Annotated in this window: 13 protein-coding genes, 1 pseudogene and 1 riboswitch; of the genes and pseudogenes, 5 read left to right on the plus strand and 9 right to left on the minus strand. The window is 43.3% G+C overall.

The annotated features are described in order from the left end of the window. Together AB4329_RS13230 and AB4329_RS13235 are read right to left on the minus strand one after the other, a co-directional pair. Positions 1 to 191: pseudogene (locus tag AB4329_RS13230) on the minus strand (transcriptional regulator); the annotation flags it as partial. 384 nt (positions 192 to 575) lie between these two features. Then, positions 576 to 1,946 carry a sodium:alanine symporter family protein gene (locus AB4329_RS13235; protein WP_017066272.1) on the minus strand — a complete coding sequence of 457 codons (1,371 nt, stop codon included), beginning with the start codon at positions 1,944 to 1,946 and terminating at the stop codon, positions 576 to 578. Between the two features lie 128 nt (positions 1,947 to 2,074). Continuing rightward, a riboswitch (glycine riboswitch) is annotated at positions 2,075 to 2,194 on the minus strand. A gap of 609 nt (positions 2,195 to 2,803) precedes the next feature. Here AB4329_RS13235 and AB4329_RS13240 point away from each other — a divergent pair. Continuing rightward, a complete protein-coding gene (locus AB4329_RS13240) occupies positions 2,804 to 3,538 on the plus strand; it encodes a chromosome segregation ATPase (RefSeq protein WP_017059725.1) in 735 nt (244 codons plus the stop codon). A 140-nt stretch (positions 3,539 to 3,678) separates the two neighbouring features. On the opposite strand, the gene AB4329_RS13245 is transcribed toward AB4329_RS13240, so the two are convergent. Beyond that, positions 3,679 to 4,581: a LysR family transcriptional regulator gene (locus AB4329_RS13245; protein ID WP_372138524.1), complete on the minus strand. Its 903-nt coding sequence runs from the start codon at positions 4,579 to 4,581 to the stop codon at positions 3,679 to 3,681. A 152-nt stretch (positions 4,582 to 4,733) separates the two neighbouring features. Between AB4329_RS13245 and AB4329_RS13250 the strand changes: the two genes are divergently transcribed. Together AB4329_RS13250 and AB4329_RS13255 are read left to right on the plus strand one after the other, a co-directional pair. Continuing rightward, positions 4,734 to 5,948: an MFS transporter gene (locus AB4329_RS13250; RefSeq protein WP_372138497.1), complete on the plus strand. Its 1,215-nt coding sequence runs from the start codon at positions 4,734 to 4,736 to the stop codon at positions 5,946 to 5,948. Between the two features lie 233 nt (positions 5,949 to 6,181). Further along, the gene (locus AB4329_RS13255; protein WP_372138498.1) at positions 6,182 to 6,364 is read left to right on the plus strand and encodes a hypothetical protein; all 183 of its coding nucleotides are present in this window, start codon (positions 6,182 to 6,184) and stop codon (positions 6,362 to 6,364) included. 96 nt (positions 6,365 to 6,460) lie between these two features. On the opposite strand, the gene AB4329_RS13260 is transcribed toward AB4329_RS13255, so the two are convergent. The 6 genes from AB4329_RS13260 to AB4329_RS13285 form a co-directional block, all read right to left on the minus strand. Next, on the minus strand, positions 6,461 to 8,002 hold the full coding sequence (locus tag AB4329_RS13260; RefSeq protein ID WP_372138499.1) for an alanine/glycine:cation symporter family protein: 1,542 nt from the start codon (positions 8,000 to 8,002) through the stop codon (positions 6,461 to 6,463). 572 nt (positions 8,003 to 8,574) lie between these two features. After that, positions 8,575 to 9,747, minus strand: a complete 1,173-nt coding sequence (locus AB4329_RS13265; RefSeq protein ID WP_372133153.1) for an ABC transporter permease — start codon at positions 9,745 to 9,747, stop codon at positions 8,575 to 8,577. Further along, the gene (locus AB4329_RS13270; protein WP_372138501.1) at positions 9,744 to 11,045 is read right to left on the minus strand and encodes an ABC transporter permease; all 1,302 of its coding nucleotides are present in this window, start codon (positions 11,043 to 11,045) and stop codon (positions 9,744 to 9,746) included. The genes AB4329_RS13265 and AB4329_RS13270 overlap by 4 nt, the downstream gene beginning before the upstream one ends. A gap of 7 nt (positions 11,046 to 11,052) precedes the next feature. Continuing rightward, positions 11,053 to 12,027: an HlyD family secretion protein gene (locus AB4329_RS13275; protein WP_372138502.1), complete on the minus strand. Its 975-nt coding sequence runs from the start codon at positions 12,025 to 12,027 to the stop codon at positions 11,053 to 11,055. Between the two features lie 3 nt (positions 12,028 to 12,030). Continuing rightward, positions 12,031 to 13,488, minus strand: coding sequence for a TolC family protein (locus AB4329_RS13280; protein WP_372138504.1), 1,458 nt, complete (start codon positions 13,486 to 13,488; stop codon positions 12,031 to 12,033). Positions 13,489 to 13,703: 215 nt separating this feature from the next. Further along, the gene (locus tag AB4329_RS13285) at positions 13,704 to 13,931 is read right to left on the minus strand and encodes a hypothetical protein (protein WP_009846577.1); all 228 of its coding nucleotides are present in this window, start codon (positions 13,929 to 13,931) and stop codon (positions 13,704 to 13,706) included. A 617-nt stretch (positions 13,932 to 14,548) separates the two neighbouring features. Between AB4329_RS13285 and AB4329_RS13290 the strand changes: the two genes are divergently transcribed. Both AB4329_RS13290 and AB4329_RS13295 read left to right on the plus strand, forming a co-directional pair. After that, positions 14,549 to 16,201, plus strand: a complete 1,653-nt coding sequence (locus AB4329_RS13290) for an ATP-binding protein (RefSeq protein WP_372138505.1) — start codon at positions 14,549 to 14,551, stop codon at positions 16,199 to 16,201. Between the two features lie 66 nt (positions 16,202 to 16,267). Beyond that, positions 16,268 to 16,963, plus strand: coding sequence for a response regulator (locus AB4329_RS13295; protein WP_017059715.1), 696 nt, complete (start codon positions 16,268 to 16,270; stop codon positions 16,961 to 16,963). The last annotated feature ends 374 nt before the right edge of the window (positions 16,964 to 17,337 follow it).

Genomic DNA, 17,337 nt, shown 5'->3' on the forward strand with positions numbered 1-17,337 from the left:
AAAGTGTGCTCGCGCCCTGACGTATCCCCTATGAACTCGTTTCCCCAAGCGAAGCTAATAATATCTTGTTTGTTAACAATATCGGGTGAGTTTTTATGTAATAACTCCAGGACCCGAGTTTCACGGTATCCTACTTTAATAGAACGTTCATCGTTATAAATACGGTTTTTAATCGGGTCGAATCTGATCATATAGCCAACGTTTTATTTTTATTATAATTCTCTCTACAATGTAGATGACTATAAACTGACTAATATATGAATTAAAGTCACATGTTTTATTCTTCTGGTTTTTTGTGTCGTTGAAACGAAAATAAATTTAATATGTTTGTTACAAAACGCCTGACACCAACGCACAATCTGTTAAATATAAGTAATATCTAATTAAGTGTTGGTTTTATTAGTGTCCTTTTTAGTAGTCTACTATTCGCTTTATTAAATCGCATAGTAGTCGATTTAATATTCTTGTTATTTATAAGGGCATATGTTCTGCATAATAATTTAAGACGTTTCGCTATGTGATGAAAATAAAAAAGCCCGCAGTTGAGTGCGGGCTTGGTATTCAATCACTTCAGTTTACGCTTTAACTGCTTCACAATCATGTGAAGACGTCAACGGTTTGAAGAATAGCTTGGTTTCTTCGATAACAACGTGGCGCAGCAAGATAAGCCCGATTAGGTTCGGAATTGCCATTAGGCCGTTCACGATATCAGCCATTATCCAGATCATGTCGAGCTTTAAGAATGCACCAGAAGCCACCAACGCAATGAAGATGATCTTGTAAGGCAATACAGCTTTGGTACCTAGCAAGAACACAACACAGCGCTCACCGTAGTAGTTCCAACCTAAAATTGTTGTAAACGCAAAGAAGATTAAGCCAACAGAAACCAACATAGGGCCAAGGGTATCTGCATTCAGACCAACAGCGAATGCGTGAGTGGTCATCGCAGCGCCTGAAAGATCAGTCTGCCAAGCACCCGTTAAGATAAGCGCCAAACCTGTCATCGTACAGATGATGATGGTGTCGAAGAAGGTACCTGTCATAGAGACAAGTCCTTGTTTCACACATGAGTCTGTTTTAGCCGCTGCTGCAGCCATTGGTGCGCTACCTAGGCCAGATTCGTTCGAGAACACACCACGAGCGATACCTGATTGGATAGCAAGCATGATGCTCGCGCCAAAGAAACCACCGGTTGCTGCTGTGTTGGTAAACGCAGAAGTCACAACAAGGGTAATGGCATTCAGTAGTTGGTCGGCATTTGAAATCAGAACGCTTAAACACGCGACGACGTACATAACCGCCATAGTAGGAACAACTTTCCCTGCCACTTTAGCGATAGATTGGATACCACCAAGGGTAACCACTGCCACTAATATCGTAAGAACGACAGCAGACATCTCACGCGAAGCGCCAAATGAGATTTGAGTTGCGTCCAAGATAGCGTTGACTTGTGGGAAGGTACCGATACCGAAGCAAGCAACACCGAGCGCGAAGACAGCGAACATTACCGCTAAGATTCGTGAGCCGACACCGTATTGCAGGTAGTACATTGGGCCGCCAACCATTTCGCCATTGCTATCGGTTCTGCGGTATTTAACGGCGAGTAGACATTCTGCGTACTTGGTCGCCATACCAAATACAGCGGCAAGCCACATCCAGAATAGGGCACCAGGGCCACCAATCTTGATTGCGGTCGCTACACCAACGATGTTACCTGTACCAATGGTTGCTGAAAGTGCAGTACACAAAGCCGCGAAACTCGATACGTCACCCGTACCAGATTTGTCTTTGCTGAACACCATTTTCAGTGCAGTTGGGAGGTGTCTAAACTGGAGTAAGCCTAAGCGAAAAGTAAAGTAGATACCTGTACCCACTAGCAGAATAAGCAGTGGTGGTCCCCAAACGAATTGGTTAATGGTTTGTAGTGTAGCTTGTAGGTGGTTCATAGATTCCCCTTAATACATTAAAAATTTAAGGAGAAGAGGGAAGGCAGTGCAGATCTCAGGGATCGGGGGCACTACTTAATACATACGGATTTCTAGATAGAATTCTTGTGTTAATTAAGGCTGTTGCTTTCCACTCCTCTGTCCTTTTGCCTGAGAGTTTCACTTAGCGAATCACTTATAGATAAGTAACGGGCACTAAGCTTGCTCCTTCGGCGACCGATCTAACGGTTCTCTCCAGAGGTTCCTCCAACGACAGTCCTCACTTTTCTGGATTTCTCCAGCATAAAGCACCTGAAAGATTTACTTCTTCGGCGGGTCAATCTAACTAAATGTTAATGTTTAGTTAAAAACCACTCTCCTGCAGTCTTCATCGGAACAATTACCTAAATAATTAGGTAATCTGTAGGCGTATCCTAGATCATATAAAATGTGATGTCAGCTACAAAATATCTGTTTGCACAAATGTTGTTCAACTAAATGATCAAACAACGAGTCTCTGACGTAACTTGCTTATTTAAATGGTATAAAATAGAGAAACAAGGAGGAGTTATGACTCGACTAATAGCGATTGTTTTTTTATTGGCTTTGGCATTTGTACTATTTCGTTACCGGACAAACGAAAAACTGCAAAAATGGGTAGTGATAGTTATCGTTAGCAGTTTCCTTTTGTATACTGCCAGCTTGATGATTTCGGAGTTAACTCGTTAAGCCTGCCTGTAAACAGGTGGGATGAATGTGTTAGTAAAGCTTAAGTGCTTCTGGCTTGAGCGATAGGTTTAACTGAGCCTTCACAATCAGTATTGGCATTCGTGTCAGTGACCGCGTAACGTTAAATAAATTTTTGGGAGTACCCGCTAGTGAACCAGCAATCTGGACAAAGCGAACAAGATGAAGTGGTTGTTATAGAAGAACGCGATAAGCGCAGTCAGCTCTATATCGGCATTGCTGCGGTTATAGGTTTAGCACTGGGTGGCTTAATTGGTTCTACAGTTACGGCTTCTAAGTGGGAGTCCACTTACCAGGTACTCGAAACTCGTTATCAAGAACTGCATGACAGCAGAGCACAGTTGATGACATCCGTTGAAACTAAAGTGGCAAAAGTTGATACCGAAATCGATGCGAAAGTAGAAGCCGCTCTAGTGAAACAAACGGAAGAGCATCAAAAAGAGCTCCAGGAATTAGCGAAGCAGTCTTCGGTTTTAGAGAAGGCGAACTACTCGTTAGAGCAACAGCTAAATGAACAGAAGCAAACGTTAGAGCAAACTCAGCAAGACAACCAGAAACTTAATCGTCAGGCTGACATGCAATCGACTTTGTTTGAGCGTGCGCGTGAAGTTTTCCGAAAAGAATTACAGATTTCTCAAGAACTTGAAAAACTTGAGAAAGAAAGAGATCAACTCGAGCAGAATCTTGGTTCTCTTAAGAAAGCGTGTGATGTTTACTTAGATGGCACATCATGGGATGCGAAATCTGACGCGTGTGAGAAGCAAGATAACGCTAACTCTCGACTGAGTGATATAAGACAAATGATTGAAGTTCACACCATGGATCTTAAGCAAATTAAAACGCTAACTGAAGAGATGGGTTTATAAGCTCAGGCGCTTAGCCCACTCATAAGTAAGCCTGTTTGCTAGCGAATGTGTGACAGCAAATATTCAAACGCCCACATCATGAAAATGGTGTGGGCGTTTTTCGTTACGACTATCAATAGTATATGGCGAATACGTTGAGACTATTTCTGAAGGGGAGCTGGACTAGTTTGTAAGTGTTCAATAAACATTGATATTTTCTTTGCTAGATGTTTTCGCGATGCATAAAACGCATATAAAACTAAATCTTCAGGTTTATGCTCGAGTTCTACGACCTCTAAAGATCCTGCTTTGATCTCTTCAACACAGGCTTCGATTGGCAGTATAGAAAATCCAAGGCCAGCTAAGGCTCCTGCTTTGGCAAGGCTTCCACTATTTACTCGAAATGAAGAACTAACTTTTTGCGTAATAAGCTCTCCCTCCGTGCTTCTAAATACCCAAGGCGTTCCACTCAATGCCGTTAAACTACTAATACATGGGACGTGGACTAAATCTGTTATTTGATATGGACGTTTGGAGTCTTGAATTAACTCCGGCGATGCAACGACAGCACTTGGCCAGCGTCTAATTTCTCGGGCTATCCAATTGCTGTCTGGTAGCTTGCCTCGGCCAAAGCTCAAGATAAGATCAAAACCATCGAGCAGATCGTCTTTAGGACTTAAACTCGTGTCACAACACAATGAAACTTTGGGGTGCTCAGTACAGAATGAAATGACAGCCTGTGCGAGTGCAGGTGTGTCTGGCATCAATATTCTTAGTTGTCCCTCTACGCCGTGTGAATATCGAGTTACTTCCTCTAGCGCTTCATCAAGCTGACCCAGTAAAGATTGTGTCGATTGATATAGCTTCTCGCCAGCTTCTGTTGGCGCAATCTTACGAGTGGTTCTTTCAAACAGCCGAGTATTGAGCTTTTCCTCTAGCAAGGCGATGTGGCGGCTAACGTTTGATGTTGGTAAATCTAAAAACTCCGCTGCTTTTTTAAAGCTGTTGTTCTCAAAGACACAGTGAAAGCTTCGAAGCCATTGTTGTTCTATCTGATTAATCATCTTTATCCCGAAATATTGGATTATGAAACCAACAATAGCCACTTTGTTGACCTGTTTTACTTTGTACAATAACACCATTATCAATCAATAAAGTAGAGTAAAAATTGTTAAGTACAAATCGAATTAAAGCGTTATTTCTAATTAAGTATTTAATGAAATTCAAGGCTTTATTACCACGTCGTGCCATTTTATGTTGTTTTGTAATCCACTTTCTAGTCGCTCTTGATGCTCTTATTATTGTCCCATTAAGTTCAACAATAAGCCTGAGCTTAAGAGATGATGCCTCGCAAGCTGGCTACCTTGTTTCAGCCTATGCTATCGCGGCTGCAGTGATATGTTTATTCACGAAAGGCAGTTTAGACCCGAATAGAGAAATTAAACGAGTCTATATTTGCGTTGTAGGTTTAGCTGTAACGACGTGGTTGACATCAGTGGCCTCAGATTTTGATCTCTTGATCGTTTATAGAATGCTTTCGGGACTATTTGGTGGGGCTTTAGCCGTTCTAAACCTGAACTATCTTACGTTGATCTCTTGTGATGACGATAGAAAGCGAAACATTGCTGTTTTACTGAGCTCGTTTCCATTGGCGTTAAGTGCGGGCGTACCAGCGCTTATCATGCTGTCTTCAATGGGGGAATGGCAACTCAGTTTTCAAGTTATTGCAGGATTACTGTTGCTGATTGGCGCTGTGGTCTCTCTGTCACCATCTATTCAATTAAAAGAGGGGGCTGCAGAATCAGAATTCACTGATAGTCAAAAGTTTAAGTTAGGTGACTATTTATGTAGTCGGGATCTTCGTTTTGCAATTGTGTTGGCTTTCAGCGCTGTACTGGGTACTTTTCTGGTCTCTACGCAGTTCCCAGTGATGCTTGAGGTGAACCTCGGAATATCAGCAACGTTATTAGGATACTGTTATGCCATCAGCGGAACCTGTACCTTCATAGCGATGCAAGCTTTCGCACGTATTAGGGTTACTGATAAAGCAGTTTTTCGCCTCATTGTGTGTTTATCATTGGGCATGGTCATTTCTATCGTTTGGGGCTTTGGTTCGCTCAATGTGGTCAGCGCTGCTGTGGCTTTTGCTGTCTTTGTCGTGGTGAGCTCTACTCGGACTTTAGTTCTATCTGTTGAATTAATTAACGCTCTTAGCGTCAACAAACGCATGCTTTTGATTCGTTTACAAAGTTCGTTGCAACATTTTGCTGTGGGTTTTGGGGGATTGCTCAGTAGTGCTCTGGTACAGCCACAATCTGATGCGTCTTTGGATTTCAATACCTTGGTTTATGTGGCGGTTGGTATCGTGCTTTGTACTCCCTGCCTTTGGGTTGTTTACAGGAAAGGGTTGGGCTTGAATGATGCAAAGTGAGTGAAAGTGTTCATTGTGTTGTTGAATGTCTAAGCTACGTTTGCATGTTGTTACTAAGGTTATCTGTGATTAGAATCGTAAAACTGCTTTTAATATGTAATTAGTTGAATATTGGGTGACTTTGCACGCATATTTATACGGCTGAGAAACAGCATAATAGCGGTGTTCAAGGATGAACACGCGGTCTGTTGTCATTCTGTGATTAGACCATCTCAAGGGACAGGGATTAAACCATGAATGAATATCTGTGTGAGAACTGCACTGTAGCCTATTGTTTTGATGATTGTAACTCGCCATTAGCGCAACGAGATATGATTGAAGTAGAAGAGGTGGTGGATCGTAAAAAAGTAAGCCAAGATCCTGAACTGCTTGAACAAGAAAATTCAGGCATAAAAAATCCCTACAAGCTTAGCTAGTAGGGATTTGGATAAGTTGCAGTCCTGTTCTCGCTTTCTCAAGCAAAGGGTCTTACAAAAATTTTTAGAACAGTGTTATTAACGACAATCGATAAGCTACTTGTCGTAAGTCTTGATTTCACCTGATTTCACACGTGCAACAAATGATTGCAGCTCTTTCTTCACAACAGGCATTAGGAAGTACAGGCCAAGAATGTTGAAGATAGACATCGCAAAGATAGCCGCATCAGAGAAGTCAATTACCGCGCCAAACTGAATCGTCGCACCAATAACAACAAACACACAAAACATCACTTTGAAAATCAGTTCCGTTGTTTTGCCTTCACCAAATAGGTAAGTCCAAGCTTTAAGACCGTAGTACGACCAAGAGATCATGGTAGAAAACGCAAACATGATTACTGCGAGAGCGAGTGTGTATTTGAATACTTCTGCCGTTTCAGTAAACGATGCAGCAGTCAGCGTTACACCCGTTAAACCAGAGCCATCGAATGGACCTACGTTTAAACCAGCGATAGTGATAACCAATGCGGTCATTGTACAAATGATTACCGTATCAACGAACGGTTCTAATAGTGATACTAGACCTTCGGTGATTGGTTCTTTTGTTTTAACCGCTGAGTGAGCGATAGCTGCTGAACCTACACCTGCTTCGTTCGAGAATGTTGCACGTTTCAAGCCTTGAATTAGCGCACCAATAAATCCACCAACAACACCTTCACCAGTAAATGCACCTGTAAAGATTGCGCTGAACGCAGGGCCAACTTGATCAAGGTTAGAACCGATAACAATCAGAGCCATACCGATATACAGAGCAGCCATCCAAGGAACAACTTTTTCTGTTACCGATGCGATAGAAGGCATACCACCAACAATCACAGAGAAAACTAAAGAGGCAAGTACAAGGCCAGTGATCACACCGTATTCACTTGGTACATCAAATGCGTAAGTTAACATGGCGTGTGCTTGGTTAGCTTGGAACATGTTACCGCCGCCTAATGCGCCTAAAATACACATTAATGCGAAACCAATAGCGAGCACTTTACCTAGTCCGCCTAAACCTCTTTCACCCAGACCTTGGCTTAGGTAGTACATTGGACCACCCGAAACAACACCTGAAGGTAGGATAGTTCGGTATTTCACACCTAAGGTACACTCACAGAACTTAGAAGCCATACCTAGAAGGCCACACAAGATCATCCAGAATGTCGCGCCAGGGCCACCAATCGCAAGTGCAGCACCTACACCGGCAATGTTACCAAGCCCGACAGTACCAGAAAGCGCCGTTGTTAACGCTTGAAAGTGAGAAACCTCGCCGTCCTCTTTAGAGTTAGGATCGGTATACTTACCTTTGATAATGTCTATCGCCATGCCGACACGTTTAAATTGAACAAAGCCAAAATAAACAGTGAAGATGATCGCAGCGAGCAACAGCCAGCCAACAATCACTGGGAAGTTAGCTTCACCAATCGGTACACTTTTAAATATCAGCCCAACGAACCAACCTGTGTATTCGTTGAAAAAACCATCAACACTTTGACTTAAGTTGCTGATAGCTTGGTTAAATGATCCTTCTTCTGCAAATGCACTGGAACTAAACAATAATATAAACCCAAAAAATAATTCACGTATGTTTTTCATGGTTTTCCCTGTCTTTTTAATAAATTATGTTTGTTGCTGTTGTGTTTGTTTTCTATTTGATTTGTATATCTCAGTGGTTTATCTACTTCATTCGACGGCAACATAAACGGCTGTAGCTAGGTCGAAAAACGAAATAAATATAAGTACTGATCTTGCTTTGTATGGATATCCTTTTGGTATGTGCACCAATAAGACTATGGTATTCGGGCTACCAAGTCCTACTGGTAATCCTATACATAAAAATAATGCCAACAAAGAAATTTTTACAATAAATTTACAGTTGTTCGGGTTTTGTCATCATTTGGGAATAAGTCGATGCTTTTTATGCTGAGAAAAGCATATGCAGTAGCTGCTATAGAGTCGGGTGAAGGAGAATTCAGAGTGATGGGCTGTCGGGACATAGAGGGGGACATAGAGCGAACGTAGGAGAGTTCGAGTATTCGATATGTTTTGGCGGTGTATAAACATTCTAAGGCTGAAAGTGTATTCGGATCTTAGGATATTAAAAAAGCCCTTTATAAGAGCTTTTTTGATGAGCGGAAAGCATGACTACTTTCCGATAGCACATAAAACTAAACGGCTCGATCACTATTGCTATTGCCAACCGTGCTTTTGCTGGATTTGTGGTAGAGCTTAAGTGCCAATAACGAACCCCACAACAAAACTTGTCCCCAGAGTAATGTCCATTGAGATGCCACTTCTTGCCAAGATGCACCCATCTGATTAAGTGCTAAGAAGCCTTGGATAGCCGGTGTGCTTGGGAATAGCTGTGATAACAGAACTAACCATTCAGGCATCATTTCAACTGGCCAGATAAAACCTGAAGAGAAGATCAGTGGCATTGAACTGATTAACACTACTACCGTGACGAGTTCTCTTCGTGGTACTAACTCACCAATCAAAATCCCTATCAAACAACTGGCCAGTAAGAAGGGCAGAAGTAAGGTTAAGATCTGTGTTGTTGAGGCGATCTGGTTTATCCCATACATCGAAAAGCTAGCGCCGAAGTAGTACATCGACAACAGGTAATAAATGCCGACTAAGGTACAACAGCGGGCAAGCATCAATTTCGCTGGAGAGGTCTTACTCCAGTAACCAAATGTCGATTGAGCATTTTGGGTCGCGCCAACTAAACCAGAAGCCATGGCTAAGGTTTGTTGCAGGATCAACACAAAGACGGCTGGAACTACGTAATCGATGTATCCCATGCGACTATTAAACGTTGGTTTCAGGTTCAAGCTGAATGCACTGTAGCCTTTGGCTGCCGATTCTAAAGGCACACCTTCGACTAACAAATGGCTGACCTTAACTTGCGCAGCTAACGTACCACCGGCCTTGGCAAGCCCTTCAACAATGGTTCCGTAGACCAAAAAGTAAGAAGCATCACCAGCGTAAGAAAGTGTCGGGCTCTTACCGAGCAACAAGTCTTTATAGAAATCTTCTGGAATGACAAGGAATCCGCCAATCTCTTGGTTAAGCACGGCTTGTTTCGCATCGGCGATGGTGGAGTCTCGACGGACCAATTCGATCTGAGAGGTGGCATCCACCATACGCTCTAATTGATAGCTGCTTTGACTCTTATCCAAGTTCACAACCGAAGCTTTCAGTTGTTGAGGAACTTGGTTCGCGTAAGGCAATGGATACAAGAAGGAATAGAAGACCACACCACCAAATACCGTAAGAAGCACGACAGGGTTGCGCAATACCGCTAAGAGTTCTTGCTTGAGCAGTTGAGTAAAGCTCATCGTTTTACTCCTTGTTGTGCTGATGCTTCTGGCTGTGTTGACGGCGTTGTTTTTGCAGATATAGCTGCTTTTGTAGATGGATCTGCTTGTGCAGTTAGAGTTGATTGCGCCAAGTGTTTCTTAATTAGCAACATTACCACGAAAGCAGGAACTGCATACCACAACATAGAAGAGAGGCTGATCAAAGACTGTGCTGCGCTCACACCATAACTAGACTGCGCCGTTTGTACTTCGATGTAATGACTCACGGGCAATAAGCTTCTCCAAATTTGAGCAGCTGTATTCATGTCTGTTACTGGAAAGGTAATACCCATGAACGCAAAGCTTGGTGCCGTAAATGCGCCAGCGAAACTCATCGCCCTTGCTGGATCAAGTGTTAAGAAGAAAAACAAACAACCCATAATGATACAACTGATCACGGTTAGCAGTTGGGCAATAGTCAATGCCACAAAGCTGCCGTTAAATGGCCAGTCTAAGAGCACATAGAACCAAAAACTAAACGCGATACCAAACATCAAAAACAAGACAAGGTAGGGCGTTAATGTTGATGCGAGTGACTTCATAGGGGCGTTGGATAACCAAGCGTGAAGCCCACGAGCTCTAACGTTCGCCGTCAAAACCAATATCGTGCCCACCACAATCATGATCTGCCACAGTGCAGGAATAACCGCAGACACCAAGAACTGAGCATAACTGCTGTTCTTGTTAAACAGTGGCGTGATCTGGCTTTGCACTGTTACTGCTTGGCCTAATGCTGATTGGACTGTGGTATCACCGAGTGACAGTTGTTTAACCACTTCAAGTTGAGCGTTAAACGTACCTTGAGCTTGTAGCAGAGCCGAGTTCACTAATTTGCCGATCAAGATAAATTGGCTGTTGTAGAACACGGATACCTGCGGGTTTAAACCTAGGTAAATATCTCGGTCAAAGTGCCTTGGTATCACAACATAGCCGTAGATATCACGTTCGATCATCGCTTTTGCCGCTTCACTCGCTGAGCTGTATTTCTGAGTGACTTGCAGTGTTGGTGAAGCATCAACAAGGCGTGTGAACTGTTGCGAGATTTGACTGTGCTCAAGGTCGACAACTGCGACCGGTAAGTCACGAGCGATCCCTTGTGAAAAAATCAGCCAGATACTGGCAGCAAGCAGCAAAGGAATCCAAGTTAGGCAAGACAACAACCATTTGTCTTTGCGGACAATCGCCCACTGCCGAAGCAAGGTATTCTTCGCTCTATGATGCTCAGTTGATTGCGAGCCTCTAGATTGCGATCCAGTATATTGAGAGTTAGCAGACATAAGTCACCTAAAGCTCAACCACTAGGCTCATGCCCATACGCAGTGTTTCGCTCGTATCGACAGGGTGTGCTTCTACTTCAAAAGTACGTAAATCGAAGCCTTGTGCTGCGTCTGTTGAGCGCCAAGTTGCGAAATCACCCATTACGGCGATGTGAGTTACTTGGAAAGTTAATGATTTATCCAGAGCCGGTAGGTACGCCTCAAACTGGCTGCCTTTCTCGAAATGCTTAAGCATGTCTTCACGAACATTGAGCACAGCCCAAGCATCCTTGGTGTCGATAACAGTCACAACAGGGAAGCCTTGTGGTGCAAGTTCTCCACTGCTCAATAGAACCTGAGAGACTTCGCCATTAAACCAGCTGTGGATCTGTGTGTCTTTTGCGTAAGCTTCAACTTCCGCTACCGCACCCGCTGCCATTAACGCTTTTTGAGCGGCGGCCACTTTGGTTTCGTCACGCGCACCTTCTTGCGCTAATTGATACATTTGGAATGCAGCGCTTTCGGTGTACTTCGCCGCTTGCCACTGTGTTTTGGCTTCATCACGCTTCTGCTCGGCAACCACACCATCGTTGTAAAGGTTGTTTACACGTTGGTAGGTTTTGTCCATCAGATCGGCAGCTGCTTTGGCTTTCAACCATTGGTCTTTAGCCGCTTGGATCTGTTGAGTACGCGCGCCATTCTCTGCTTCTTGTGCTAATGCACCAGCGGCTTTCTGACCAGCTTTTGCTTGCTCTAGCTTCGCATCAATCTCAGGGCTTAGTAGAGAGAAGATCAAATCGCCTTTTTCAACCGAATCGCCTTTGCGCACGAATATTTCATCAATTCTGCCAGGTACTTTCGATGAGATGCTGTATTGCTGCGCATCGATTTGACCTTGAAGTTTAACCGGCTGAGGTTGATAAGCTTGATAGAAACTGTATCCGACCCAGCCAATAACGCCGATACCAACTAAAGATAGAAGAAGGGGCTTAATAGGTTTCATGAATTATCCTTTTGACTGGCTAACGGTGTCTGTTTTTGAGTCGAAATCAGACGGAACAGAGGAGGTTAAGTAACTGGAGTAAGCATTCATTTCGCTGGTTAGCGCTAACAGCTTGTTGAGAGAGATTAGGTATTTGAAGCGAGCAGCAGATTGCTGGGTTTTAATGCTCGCAAGATAAAGCTCGGCATCAACCACTTCTAATGAGTTAGATAACCCTTGTGTGAAGGCTTTTTTACGAAGTAATAGGTTTTCCTGAGCTAAAGACAAGCTCGAGTTTAGGCCTTGAACCTCTTCAATCGCTTGGTTTGCTTCAAGGTAAGTCTTTTGTACCAACACGGTTAAGTCTTGCTTAGCTTGTGACTTAAGGAATTGAACCTGTGATACGGCACTGTGAGCCGCAGCGACTTTGTCGGAACGGCCAGAGGTATCAAGCAGTGGCACATTCACACCAATGCCAACCAACCAATCGGGTTTCATTTCACTGGCTAGAGAGTCATCTTCATACAGGCTGTAATCACCATAAAGGTAAACCTCTGGGTAGTATTTACCTTTCTCGGCTTTAATTAAGCTGCTTGCTTGTTTCTCTTTTGCATCAAGAATCTTAAGGCCGGGGTAGGTCATGAGTGTCTGGTCAATGAACACGTCCATATGAGGCAGGTTCTTATTGATAAACAGTTGTTCAGAGGGTTCTACACTTTCATTTTGACCAAGGATTTGGGTCAACGCCAATTGCGCAATTTTAAGATCGTTCTGAGCTTTCGTGCGCTCTACAATCGCTTTATCTAAAGAAGCATCGGCTTGTAGGCGTTCTACTCGGGCGATTTGTCCTTGCTGTTCAAGCTTGATGGCGAAATCACGATGCTGAGTTAAGCCTGCTTCAACGGCTTGACGCGTTCTCACCACGTCTTCCGCTAAGATCACCGAGAAGTAATACTTACTTAAGTCTTCGTAGCGAGCTTGTTTCTCCATCAACAGTTGGCTTTGCGCTTCTTCGCTTTTACCTTCAGCGGCATTTTGCGCAGCGGTTATTCGACCACCAGTGAAGATAGGCCACACAGCACGAATGGAAGAGCTAAAGATGTCTTGTTCGGTGATGGTTGAGGTGATACCACCGAGAGATGAAGCTACCCCAGGGAACGCGGCTCCAATAGCAGACAAACTAGCTGGGACATTACTTAAGCTATCTGACAGTTGTTGACCGCTAACTGTCACGTCACTATCAAGGTGCGTGTAGTTAGCCCCTAAGGTAATAGAAGGTAGATTAAGGCTACTTGTTGAATTCTGAAGATGTTGATAACGTTCAACGTTGGCTTGTTGAGCCGCAAGTGAGTTGTTGTTTTCTTGCAATATTTGCCACGCTTCAGAAAAAGTGAGCGGAGCTGCATAGCCTGGCGAAGCCATAGTGCCGAGAAGCATACTGGCGATCGCAAGGTATCGGAATTTTGGTTTGGTCATCTGCATTAAATACCAATTAGAGTATTAGCTCTAATGTTAACAGGGCGATAGTCATTTGTCTTGAATAGATTGTCTCATATGAATAGAAACTCTCATAACTCGTTAATCAAGTGTAAATAAGATTGAGTGATGTGAATATCAAAGATAAATGAAACTTAAAAAGCACGCATAAGCGTGCTCTTTAAGTTCAGTATAGAAGTGTTTTTACAAAATGAAGTGGCTTATTTAAAGCTAGGACAATGGTGATCGGCGCGCCATACCAATTGTCTTGAACCTTGCATTGTTTGTAATAAATCTCTACCTGACATTTGCGGGAATGCTAACAATACCTTGAGATCGAGAGGGGAGGTGCCATCTTTCTCATAGGCTCTTACGTGAGTAAAAGTCGATTGTAAATGTTTGAACAGCATAGTCTTAGTAAGACAAATTCCAAAGTTATCGCGTTTCATTGCCTTGTTTCCTTTTCAACAATGTTTATACGTTATGTTTGTTATCCTGTTTCTATTGGACGTTGCCACTGATCGATACTTCCTGCTCATCAATGTTTTATTATTGGGTGATGCTTTTATCAGTCACCTCTTCGTTGTCTGGCTAGCCGAGTGTGAATTAGCGATGGATGAATAGGGGAGAATACTTAATCCGTTTGTTCATCATTCGTAACGGCGAGCGTGCAACTTTTAGTTATAGATACGTCCAGCGAGCGAAGGGTTGTTGCCATTTTGTTAATCGAAATTTCGATTCAAAGCACGGTCTGAAAATCATGACTTATGGCTTAGCAACAATAAACTTCTTCATATGCAACCATTATAATTGTATTTATTTTAAACAACCTAAAAAACACCTAAAAGCTTAGTGATCTAGCTCAATATTTATTCGTTTATTTTGGTTTTTAAGCTAATCCGTTCTAAAAATGAACGATTAATCGAGATGAACAACGTAAAGGGTTATCAATTAACAATCTGCTCAATTATTTAGTTGAGTAGCAGTCACAAATTCACGTCCCTAGAAAGGTCATGCGATTAACTTGGTGTTAACATTGATCGTCTAACACTAGGGACGGTGGAATATGAAATGGAGCAGTATCAGTTTCCGTAAAAGGTTACTGATTATCATGACGGTCACTGGCCTCGTTGAACTTTTGATTCTTGCAGCGGCTGGTTTTTACTACATCAAACAATCTCAAGAGCAAGAGATGGGTTTGAAAGCGTTAGGTGTTGCTGAATTTCTATCTGAATCGCCGCTTGTCACCAGCATTATTAAAGAAAATGGAACGTTGGACCCTAATGGCGTTCCCTACGTTTTGTCTGAAGAAACCCAAGTTAAGTTTCGTAACCTTACCCAGCTCATTGGCGCGGCGTTTATCGTTGTTGGAGATGATAAAGGTATCCGCCTGATTCACCCTTATGATGACAGGCTCGGTAAACCCATGCGTGGTGGCGATAACCAAAAAGCATTGGTATTGGGCGAGTCTTATGTGTCGACAGCCAAAGGATCGCTGGGTTTTTCAGTTCGTGGTAAATCCGCGGTAAAAGACACCCAAGGTACCGTTATTGGTGTGGTGTCAGTTGGTTACTTATTGGATTCGTTGCAAGATCGAATCGAACCTTACTTAGCCTTTTTGATTGTGATGGCGTTGCTGGTGGTTGCGGTCAACGCTTTGATTTCGAGTTATGTATCTCGCCGTTTTCAACGCGCTATTTTGGGCTTTGAGCCTGAAGAGATAGGCCGGTTGTATGTTGAGCTAGATGTAACCATGAGTACCGTGAAAGAGGGCATTCTGAGCATCGATAAGCACGGCATTTTACGTTCAATTAATAAGAGTGCCTGCGATATTTTATCGATAGACAGGGATAAAGCACTCAATCAACAGCGCCTTTCTGATGTATTGCCAGGCAGTGATTTAGAACAACTGCTATCAACCGGCGACACCGACCACGATGTTGAGTTGTATTTAAACAATAAGCGAATCATTGCTAACCGAAGCCCGATTATAGTGGCAGGTGAGGTGGTCGGGGCGGTATCGAGTTTCCGATTACGAGATGAAATCAACGATTTAACAGACCAGCTCTCACAAACCAAAGAATATGCTGATCTACTGCGTTCACAAACCCACGAGCATCAAAACAAGCTCAACACCATCAGTGGCTTGATTCAGATGGGCGAGCTGGACTCTGTTCAACAATTGATTGGTCAAGAAACCGCTCATTACCAGAGCTTAATTGAGTTCTTAAGAGAGACGGTGAAAGACCCTCTTATTGCAGGCATGCTTTTAGGCAAAACAGAGCGAGCTCGAGAGATTGGGTTAGAGCTTAAAGTGGAAGAGGGATCAAGGCTTGAAGCTCTGCCTAGCTGGTTAAACGCGGATGACGTTGTCACAATTCTTGGCAACCTGATTGATAACGCCTTTGACGCCACCATGACGGCGATTAAGCAAGAGGGTCAAATTGCGCCAGCGCGTCGGGTTATTGAAGTTTCAATCAGTGATTTTGGTAATGAAATTATCGTAGAAGTAGAAGACAAAGGGTGCGGTTTGCCGAAAGAGTTGGCGACCAAAGCACTCACCGAAAAAGGCGTATCGAGCAAAGCGAAGCAAAATCGTGGTGTGGGTTTGTATCTGATAAAGCAGCTGGCAGACCGATATCAAGGGCAGCTTGAAATGGTCGACAACCACGATTTTGGCACGCGAATGACGGTTTATCTGCCAAAAGAAGAACAATAATTAAGCACGAAACGATCTTGCGAAGATCATCGTGACGGAAAAAGCATGGTTAAAGGAAGAACATAAATGAACGCAATCACGAGAGTCATGGTCATTGAAGATGATATTGCGATTGCAGAGCTACACCATCGTTATTTAGAACAGATGGGTGGCTTTGACGTGGTCGGCATTGCCACCACACAGTCTGAAGCGCTCATGCAACTGGACATCTTAAAACCTGATTTGGTGTTATTGGACGTGTACCTGCCGGACGGGTGTGGGCTCGATATTCTTAATCACGTAAGAGGGAGCAATCAAGGCTGCGACGTTATCTTGATTACTGCTGCTCGGGATGTGGATACGCTGCAGCAGGCAATGCGCGGGGGAGTGGTGGATTACCTATTAAAACCAGTCATGTTTCCTCGTTTGGAAGCAGCACTGAAGAAGTATCAGTCACAGTTACAAGAGTTTGAAAGTGTGTCTGATTTGAACCAAGGTTTGGTTGATAAGATGCTGCAAGCCAATGCCAAAGCGGACTCAGGAAAAGTATCAACCTTGCCCAAAGGAATTGATGGCGTAACGTTGGATAAGATCAGAGCCATTTTTCAGCAAGCTGATGCCGTTAATATTACCGCCGATGAAGCCGGAGAACGAATTGGTGCTAGCCGAACCACCGCCAGACGCTATTTAGAATTTTTGATTACCACTGGTGAGTTAGTCGCAGACTTAAATTACGGTACCGTAGGTCGCCCGGAGCGCTGCTACAACAAAGCGCAAAGATAAACACGACACCATCAAAATAAATATAAAGCCAGTTGAATAAGCTGGTTTTACCTTTTTCTCCCTTTCCTATTGCTCACTCCACCGACCAGATACCGTTCTTTCTTGACTACACTGTTTGAGAATGCCGATTTGCTTCACCCGTGGGTTAAATGAACGGAACTATCGATTAGAATTTGTTCGAAATGAGTCAATATTTAATCGATTGCTTTCACAGTGGTTGATGTAAATCAAATAGTCATAGACAATACTGTCCCGAATAGAGGTGATAGCTTTCACCCTCGTTTACCAAACGCATTCTCAAATTTAATAGGCGCTTACTATTGATGTAATAGTTAAGACCTATTATCTATTTTCGTATGTCGCTGATACCTTTG

Origin of the sequence: Vibrio sp. 10N.261.54.A5 (genome assembly GCF_041471145.1) — a bacterium.
GTDB classification, from domain to species: Bacteria; Pseudomonadota; Gammaproteobacteria; order Enterobacterales; family Vibrionaceae; genus Vibrio; species Vibrio crassostreae_C.

Coding starts and splice junctions, on each gene's coding strand:
- AB4329_RS13235 (WP_017066272.1), bottom strand. CDS start 1,946: ATGAACCACCTACAAGCTACACTACAAACCATTAACCAATTCGTTTGG.
- AB4329_RS13245 (WP_372138524.1), bottom strand. CDS start 4,581: ATGATTAATCAGATAGAACAACAATGGCTTCGAAGCTTTCACTGTGTC.
- AB4329_RS13250 (WP_372138497.1), top strand. CDS start 4,734: ATGAAATTCAAGGCTTTATTACCACGTCGTGCCATTTTATGTTGTTTT.
- AB4329_RS13255 (WP_372138498.1), top strand. CDS start 6,182: ATGAATGAATATCTGTGTGAGAACTGCACTGTAGCCTATTGTTTTGAT.
- AB4329_RS13260 (WP_372138499.1), bottom strand. CDS start 8,002: ATGAAAAACATACGTGAATTATTTTTTGGGTTTATATTATTGTTTAGT.
- AB4329_RS13265 (WP_372133153.1), bottom strand. CDS start 9,747: ATGAGCTTTACTCAACTGCTCAAGCAAGAACTCTTAGCGGTATTGCGC.
- AB4329_RS13270 (WP_372138501.1), bottom strand. CDS start 11,045: ATGTCTGCTAACTCTCAATATACTGGATCGCAATCTAGAGGCTCGCAA.
- AB4329_RS13275 (WP_372138502.1), bottom strand. CDS start 12,027: ATGAAACCTATTAAGCCCCTTCTTCTATCTTTAGTTGGTATCGGCGTT.
- AB4329_RS13280 (WP_372138504.1), bottom strand. CDS start 13,488: ATGCAGATGACCAAACCAAAATTCCGATACCTTGCGATCGCCAGTATG.
- AB4329_RS13285 (WP_009846577.1), bottom strand. CDS start 13,931: ATGAAACGCGATAACTTTGGAATTTGTCTTACTAAGACTATGCTGTTC.
- AB4329_RS13290 (WP_372138505.1), top strand. CDS start 14,549: ATGAAATGGAGCAGTATCAGTTTCCGTAAAAGGTTACTGATTATCATG.
- AB4329_RS13295 (WP_017059715.1), top strand. CDS start 16,268: ATGAACGCAATCACGAGAGTCATGGTCATTGAAGATGATATTGCGATT.